The sequence below is a fragment of the Gemmatimonadota bacterium genome (genome assembly GCA_016209965.1).
Taxonomy (GTDB): domain Bacteria; phylum Gemmatimonadota; class Gemmatimonadetes; order Longimicrobiales; family RSA9; genus JACQVE01.
Genome location: JACQVE010000118.1, coordinates 1 through 6954, shown reverse-complemented (window position 1 = coordinate 6954; position 6954 = coordinate 1). Strand labels below are relative to the sequence as shown.

8 protein-coding genes are annotated in these 6954 nt (G+C 68.9%); 5 read left to right on the top strand and 3 right to left on the bottom strand.

Features of this window, described 5'->3' with window-relative positions:
* The coding region (locus HY703_05005; GenBank protein ID MBI4544534.1) for an L-threonine 3-dehydrogenase at window positions 1-110 on the bottom strand (110 nt) is incomplete at its 3' end.
* A 231-nt stretch (window positions 111-341) separates the two neighbouring features.
* Between HY703_05005 and HY703_05000 the strand changes: the two genes are divergently transcribed.
* Window positions 342-500: a hypothetical protein gene (locus HY703_05000; GenBank protein MBI4544533.1), complete on the top strand. Its 159-nt coding sequence runs from the start codon at window positions 342-344 to the stop codon at window positions 498-500.
* Window positions 501-545: 45 nt separating this feature from the next.
* On the opposite strand, the gene HY703_04995 is transcribed toward HY703_05000, so the two are convergent.
* Window positions 546-1583 (bottom strand): hypothetical protein, encoded by a 1038-nt coding sequence (locus HY703_04995; protein MBI4544532.1) that lies wholly within the window; start codon window positions 1581-1583, stop codon window positions 546-548.
* Window positions 1584-1623: 40 nt separating this feature from the next.
* Window positions 1624-2313: an NAD(P)H-dependent oxidoreductase gene (locus tag HY703_04990; GenBank protein MBI4544531.1), complete on the bottom strand. Its 690-nt coding sequence runs from the start codon at window positions 2311-2313 to the stop codon at window positions 1624-1626.
* Window positions 2314-2876: 563 nt separating this feature from the next.
* Here HY703_04990 and HY703_04985 point away from each other — a divergent pair.
* From HY703_04985 to HY703_04970, 4 genes are all read left to right on the top strand, one after another.
* Entirely contained in the window at window positions 2877-4502 is a 1626-nt protein-coding gene (locus HY703_04985; GenBank protein ID MBI4544530.1) for a GMC family oxidoreductase, read from the top strand.
* The gene (locus HY703_04980; GenBank protein MBI4544529.1) at window positions 4499-5146 is read left to right on the top strand and encodes a gluconate 2-dehydrogenase subunit 3 family protein; all 648 of its coding nucleotides are present in this window, start codon (window positions 4499-4501) and stop codon (window positions 5144-5146) included. The genes HY703_04985 and HY703_04980 overlap by 4 nt, the downstream gene beginning before the upstream one ends.
* Entirely contained in the window at window positions 5143-6384 is a 1242-nt protein-coding gene (locus tag HY703_04975) for a Gfo/Idh/MocA family oxidoreductase (GenBank protein MBI4544528.1), read from the top strand. The genes HY703_04980 and HY703_04975 overlap by 4 nt, the downstream gene beginning before the upstream one ends.
* Before the next feature lie 61 nt (window positions 6385-6445).
* On the top strand, window positions 6446-6954 hold a 509-nt coding region (locus HY703_04970; GenBank protein ID MBI4544527.1), incomplete at its 3' end, for a sugar phosphate isomerase/epimerase.

Genomic DNA, 6954 nt, shown 5'->3' with positions numbered 1-6954 from the left:
TCCCGGATATCCGACGCTACCACCCGGTCCTCGCCGTAGCGCTCCCGCAACGCCGGCACCAGCTCCGAGCCGATCTGGCCCGCGGCTCCCGTCACCAGCAACCGCTTCATCAAAACCCTTCCCGGTAAAACCGGCTCCATTCTGCACCCGCCCCCGCCCCCTGGTCAACCCGATCTTGTGGACGGGGAGGAGTCTCTCGACGGACTTGAGCTCGACGAGAACATTATTCTCTATCTAATAGCGTCGTACCCGCCCGAAGCATAGCCCGCGGACGGGACTGCGCCTCGAGGATTGCCAATCAGGTGCTGTCGGGCACCAGCTTTCAGGTGAGTGAGCACACCGTGAGTGGGTGTAAAAAGAGCGGGATCCACGTCTTCCGGTCGACGGGCGGCGTCGTCTCCGGCAATGTCGTTACCGGCAACAACACCTCGGGCGCGGCAGGGGAGGCGAACATCTATTACAACGCTTCTCGGGTCGTGGAGAGCGGCAACGTGAGCTGAGTGGTGGCCGAATGCGGGCGTATTTGCGGATTCGACCACTAAGGCTCAGAACGCGATCTCCGGCTCTGGCGCGCCCGTCGCCTCCGCCGCCGCGCCACCCTGCTCGCGCAGCAGCCGCAGCGACCCCGTCGAGAAGACCGCCACGTAGCCGAAGACCACCATGGCGAAGAACGCCAGGTCGAGGAGCACCGTCCCGAAGATCTCCAGGAAGAGCGAGTAACTGGCCTGCAGGCTGACCACCCCCGCCGCCACGAACACGCCCACCAGCACGGACGCCATGACCAGGCCGCGCAGCAGCCAGAAGACGCGGGCCTGCTCCGCCGCCTCCCCGCGGCCGTATGCCACCCTCAGGTTCAACATCGCCAGCAGCACCCCGAGCCCCACTGTCAGCGCGTAGGCCCCCGCAATGAGCTGCGCCACCAGCAGCCCCAGGTTCAGCGACCTCGGGCCTAACTGCGCGATTCTGGTGCGGTAATGGATCTCGAAGTAGGGCAGGATCTGGTACGCCTGGCTGCTCTGCCACCCGCCCGGCCAGGGCGCGAGCAAGGTGATGGCCAGGAACACCGCCGCCACCAGCAGGGTCAGCTTGGCCAATGACCTCGGTTTGACGGAGATCCGCTGCAGCCAGAGGAGGAGGCCACTGAAAGTGCCGAAGGTCCGGGACAGGAGCGGAGCGGCTTCTACCTCGGCCTCGGTCAGGTGCCGGGGGAATACGGTAGTGAAGCTGACCAGGCTGGACAGCGCCAGCACGAAGAGCGGGTTCAGTGGCCCGCCCATGCTCTGGAACCAGCGCCAGCCGTAGCGGTTGAGCAGTGGGAACATCTCGTAGAGTCCCACCAGCACCAGGAACAGCGAGAGCGCCCGCGCAGCGCCGGACGCGGGCGCCCGCGCGATCACATAAATGCCCAGTGCCGCCGCGGCCAGCGCCGTCACGACTTCGAGGGTCGCCGTCATGCTGATCACGAGCCCGCGAGCCTGCAACAGGGCCAGCAGGAACGCCGCCGTGTAGGAGGCCAGCCCCGCCGCCGCCACGGCCAGCAGGATGACCAGGGCGCGGAACACCTCGATGCGCAGCCGACCCATGCGTCCCTCCGTCAGGTCTCGAGCCGACGCTGCTAAGCGCTCAGTCTCCGGCTTCCGCCACCACTGCCTCCAAATGTCGCGGGCGCAGTGGGTGCAGGCGCAGGAGCTGCGCGTAGTAGACCAGATTGCGCGCCATGTTCTTCGCCATGTTGGGCACCGCCGGGTTGTTCAGCCGCTTCTCCCGGTCCTCCGCCGGTGGGAACCCCACCTCACCCACCCAGTAGGCCGCGCATTCCGGCGGCAGGGTGAAGCCCATCCAGGTCAGCACCATCATGATCGTGCCCATGGTGCTGAGCGCGCCGTCCTCGCTCCCCGTGATCACTACACCCGCCACCTTGTTGTACAACGCGCTGCGCCCCGAGGCATGGTACTCCTCGTCCAGCGCATCCAGCCGCTCGATCGCCCGCTGCATGAGGCTCGAGCGCCCGCCCCACCAGATGGGCGTGGCGAAGATCACGATGTCCGCGGCTTTGATTCGCTGCACGATCTCCGGCCAGTCGTCATCAGCCGACTCCCGGTAGCCCAACCCGGCCGGAATGGCCCGGTCCACCAGCCGGATGAAGTCTGCCTCGATGGGCGCGTGCGCCTCCATGGCCCGCACCACCTCGGACGCCAGCTCCTCCGTGTTCGAGATGTCGGGCGAGTGCTTGAGTGTCCCGTTCAGCACCAGCACGCGCAGCGGCTGGCTGGACGGCATGTCGCATTCGGCGCAGGGCTTCGTCTTGTACATCGGTGACCTCGGTGAGCGGAAGCTTCCCTCTGTGGCGACTTACTCTCTGAATGCCTTGGGGTCACAGACTTTTAGAACGATGCCCCTGCCGCCAGCGGCCACCCAGAATCGTGAAGGCGATCTTCAGGCGACGATCGGCCGCGAGGGTCGCACCATGACCGGGCTTCCCCGCTGCAGCAGTCAGGCGCGTGGGTTGCCGTATAAATGAGCGCCCGTCCTCGCCCCTGGCAAGACGTCAGCGGTGGATTTAGTCCATTATGGTGACGCACCGGGGGCGCCGAGCCGCGCCGCCGGCAAGCCGCGAGCTGTGTTGCATGGCGGGCTCGCCCGCCTTAACCTTCTGCAACAGCCCCGCAATAGCTGCTGCTCCCAAACTCTTCCTCGCAGAGGTGCGACAGGGGCCTGTTCCAAAGCTGCATGACCGGCCCGTGCTTGTGAACTCGACACAAGCGACTCGCAGGATTTCCGGGACGAGTCCGTAACTGCCGAGGTTGCCCGTGCCCTCCCATTCCGTCGAAAAAGTTTACGACGTCGCCATCCTCGGCTCTGGCGCGGGCGGCGGCATGGCCGCCTACATGCTGACCCGCGCCGGCGCCAGCGTAGTGCTGCTCGAGGCCGGCCGCCCCTGGTTCTCGACCGAGCACAGCGACATGCTCAGGTGGCCCTACGACTCGCCGCGCCGGGGCGCGTCCACGACCGAGCGGCCGTTCGGCGAGTTCGATGCCTGCGACGGCGGCTGGGAGATCCCCGGCGAGCCTTACACCACGGCGCCGGGCACCAGCTTCCGCTGGTTCCGCGCACGCATGCTGGGCGGGCGCACCAACCACTGGGGCCGCATCTCGCTGCGCTTCGGCCCCCACGATTTCCGGCGCAAGAGCCTGGACGGGCTGGGCGATGACTGGCCGATCAGCTACCAGGACCTCAAGCCCTACTACGACCGGGTCGACCGGCTGGTCGGGATCTATGGCAGCAGGGAAGGCCTGCCTAACGAGCCGGACGGCGTCTTCCTACCGCCGCCCCGCCCCCGCTGCTACGAGCTGCTGGTCAAGCAGTCCTGCGACCGTCTGGGCGTCGCCTGCATCTCCTCGCGCCTCTCCATCCTGACCCGCCCGCTCAACGGCCGCCCCGCCTGCCACTTCTGCGGCCAGTGCAACCGCGGCTGCAGCACCAACTCGAACTTCTCCAGCCCGGAAGTGCTGATCCGCCCCGCGCTGGCGACCGGCCGGCTCACCCTGATCACCAGCGCCATGGCGCGCGAGGTCACGGTGGGCGACGACGGCCGCGCCACCGGCGTCGCCTACATCGACAAGGAGACGGGCTCGGGCGCGCACGTGCGCGCGCGCGTCGTGGTCCTCGCCGCCAGCGCCTGCGAGTCAGCGCGCCTGCTGCTCAACTCGAAGTCCTCGCGCCACCCCCAGGGGCTGGCCAACTCCAGCGGCGTGGTCGGGCGGTACCTCACGGACACGACCGGCACCGACGTGGCCGGCTTCATCCCCCGGCTGGTCGACAACCCCGTGCACAACGAGGATGGCGCCGGCGGGCACATCTATATGCCCTGGTGGCTGGACAACCGCAAGCTCGACTTCCCGCGCGGCTACCACATCGAGGTGTGGGGCGGCCGGCGCGTGCCCTCCTACGGCTTCATGGGCAACATCCACCGCTACCCGCCGGGCGGCGGCTACGGCCAGCAGCTCAAGCAGGACTACCGGCGATACTGGGGCGCGACCGTCGGCTTTTCCGGCCGTGGCGAGATGATCCCCAACGACGACTGCTACTGCGACATCGATCCCGACACCGTGGACGAGTGGGGCATCCCGGTCCTGCGCTTCCACTGGAAGTGGAGCGACCATGAGCGCAAGCAGGCCAGGCACATGCAGGAGACCTTCCGCGCCATCATCGCGGATATGGGTGGCGAGGTCTACGCGCCCATGCCGAGCTATGAGCAGGACTACGGCCTCCTGCCCGGCGGCGTCATCATCCACGAGCTGGGCACGACCCGCATGGGCCGTGACCCGGCCACCTCGGTGCTGAACGAGTACTGCCAGGCGCACGAGGTGAAGAACCTGTTCCTCGCCGATGGCGGCGCCTTCGTCTCGCAGGCGGACAAGAATCCCACCTGGACCATCCTGGCGCTCGCCATGCGCACCGGCGAGTACATTGCCTGGCAGATGAAAAGGAGGGCGCTGTGAGCGAGATGAGCCGCCGGCAGGCGCTGGGCGTGCTCGCCAGCCTGCCCCTGGCCATGGCGCTGGACCGCCTCGAGACCACCCCGGCCGCCGTCGAGCGCGCGGCAGAAGCCGCGCAGCAGGCGCTCCGCCTGGGAGAGGGGGAGGGTGAGCGCTACCAGCCCAGGTTCTTCACGCCGCACGAGTGGCGGACCGTGCGCACACTCGTGGACCTCATCATCCCGCGGGACGAGCGCTCCGGCAGCGCGACGGAGGCGGGTGTCCCCGAGTTCATGGACTTCACCATGATGGACCGCCCTTCCATGCAGACCTGGATGCGGGGCGGGCTGCGCTGGCTGGACGCCGAGAGCATGGAGCGCTTCGGCCAGCTATTCGCCGAGCTGGCGCCCGCCCAGCAGACGGCCATCCTGGACGAAATCGCCTGGCCCGCCCGCGCCCGCCCCGAGCTGAGCCAGGGCGTGCACTTCTTCAACCGGTTCCGTGACCTGACTGCCTCCGGCTTCTTCTCCAGCCGCATCGGCATCCAGGACCTGGGGTATTCCGGCAACACTGCCGTGCCCGAGTGGAAGGGGTGTCCCGAGGCAGCGCTCCGCCACCTGGGCGTGAGCTACCGCGAGACGGCGTCCCAGTATTTCGGTGGACGATGACTGAGCAGCGCCTCGGCATTGGCATGATTGGCAGCGGCTTCAACGCCCGTTTCCACCTGCAGGCCTTCACGGCCGTCCGGGACGCCGACATCCTGGGCGTCTGGAGCCCGAAGCGCGAGAACGCCGAGGCCGCCGCCGCGCTGGCGCGCCGGCTCGAGGTGGGCCCGGCCCGGCGCTACGGCTCGATCACGGAGATGGTCGAAGACCCCCGCATTCACGCGCTCTGGCTGTGCGGCCCCAACTTCGCCCGCGTCGAGAACGTGGAAGAGATCGTGCACGCTCTCGAGCGCGGCGCCGGCGCGCTGCGCGGCGTCGCCTGCGAGAAGCCCCTCGCCCGCAACGTCGCCGAGGCGGAGAAGGTCGCCGGCCTGGTGCGCCGCGCCGGGCTGGCCCACGGCTACCTCGAGAACCAGGTGTTCGCGCCCCAGGTCGCGCAAGGCCACGCCATGCTCTGGGCGCGCGGCGCCGGGCTTACCGGCCGACCGTACCTGGCCCGCGCCGCCGAGGAGCACAGCGGCCCGCACGCCCCCTGGTTCTGGCAGGGGCGGCTCCAGGGCGGCGGCGTGCTGAACGACATGATGTGTCACTCGGCCCTGGTCGTCTGGCACCTGCTCACCGAGCCCGGCGCGCCGCTCTCCTCGCTCCGGCCCGTCAGCGTGACCGGCCACATTGCCAGCCTCAAGTGGACCCGCCCCGACTACGCCGACCGGCTCTCCCGCCGGATGGGCCCCGAGGTGGACTATCTGAGCGCGCCCGCCGAGGACTTTGCCAGTATGACCATCGAGTTCGAGACGGTGGAGGGCCGCCGTGTGCTAGGTGAGGCGACAACGTCCTGGAGCTTCGTCGGCCCCGGGCTCCGCCTCTCCGCGGAACTGCTGGGCCCCGAGTACTCCATGTCCTGGAACTCGCTGGACACCGGGCTGAAGCTCTTCTTCAGCCGCGAGGTGCGCGGCGCCGCGGGCGAGGACCTGGTAGAGAAGCAGAACGCGGAAGTCGGACTCATGCCGCTGGTCGCCGATGAGGCGGCCGCCTACGGCTACCAGGCCGAGGACCGCCACTTCACCCGCGCCTTCCTGCGCGGCCAGACGCCCCTGCTCACCTGGGACCACGGCCTCGAGGTGGTGAAGCTGCTCATGGCCGCCTACATGAGCGCCGAGCAAGGGCGTACCCTGCGCTTCCCGCCCGAGAAGCTGGAGGAGTTCATCCCCGCCGTGGCGCAGGGCACCTGGCGGCCGTGACCGTGCCCCGCTTCACCTCATCCCAGTGAAGCATGGTCCTCCCGGGTGGTGCGGATAGGGAATGAAACGTCGCACTTTTTTTAGCCTGCTGGCCGCGGCGGGCCTGGGCACAGGCCGCACCGGGCAAGGGAAGAGCCTGCAGTTCGGGCGCGGCGAGGCCTCGCCCCGCCCGGCGAAGGCGCGCTCGTCCAGCGTATCCGCCGCGCCCGTGCTCGAGCGCATCGGCGTGCAGCTCTATACGCTTCGCACCAGGCTGCGCCAGGACTTCCAGGGCACGCTGGCGCGCGTGGCCGAGATCGGCTACCGCGAGGTCGAGTTCGCCGGCTACTTCGGCCACACGCCGCAGCAGGTCAGGACGGCGCTGGACCGGCTCGGCCTAGCCGCCCCCTCGGCGCACCTGCCGCTCGAGTTGCTGCGCGGAGAGTTCGAGCGCACGCTAGAGGCCGCCCACGTCATGGGGCACCGCTACCTGATCGTCGCCTGGCTGCCCGAAGCGGAGCGCCGCGACCTGGACGGCTACCGCCGGCTGGCCGCCTGGTTCAACCGCGCCGGCGAGCGCGCGCGTGAGGC

What these genes read in the sequence shown, in the direction of transcription:
- HY703_04995 (MBI4544532.1), bottom strand. Translation starts at nt 1,583, where the DNA reads ATGGGTCGGCTGCGCATCGAGGTGTTCCGCGCCCTGGTCATCCTGCTG.
- HY703_04990 (MBI4544531.1), bottom strand. Translation starts at nt 2,313, where the DNA reads ATGTACAAGACGAAGCCCTGCGCCGAATGCGACATGCCGTCCAGCCAG.
- HY703_04985 (MBI4544530.1), top strand. Translation starts at nt 2,877, where the DNA reads ATGGCCGCCTACATGCTGACCCGCGCCGGCGCCAGCGTAGTGCTGCTC.
- HY703_04975 (MBI4544528.1), top strand. Translation starts at nt 5,143, where the DNA reads ATGACTGAGCAGCGCCTCGGCATTGGCATGATTGGCAGCGGCTTCAAC.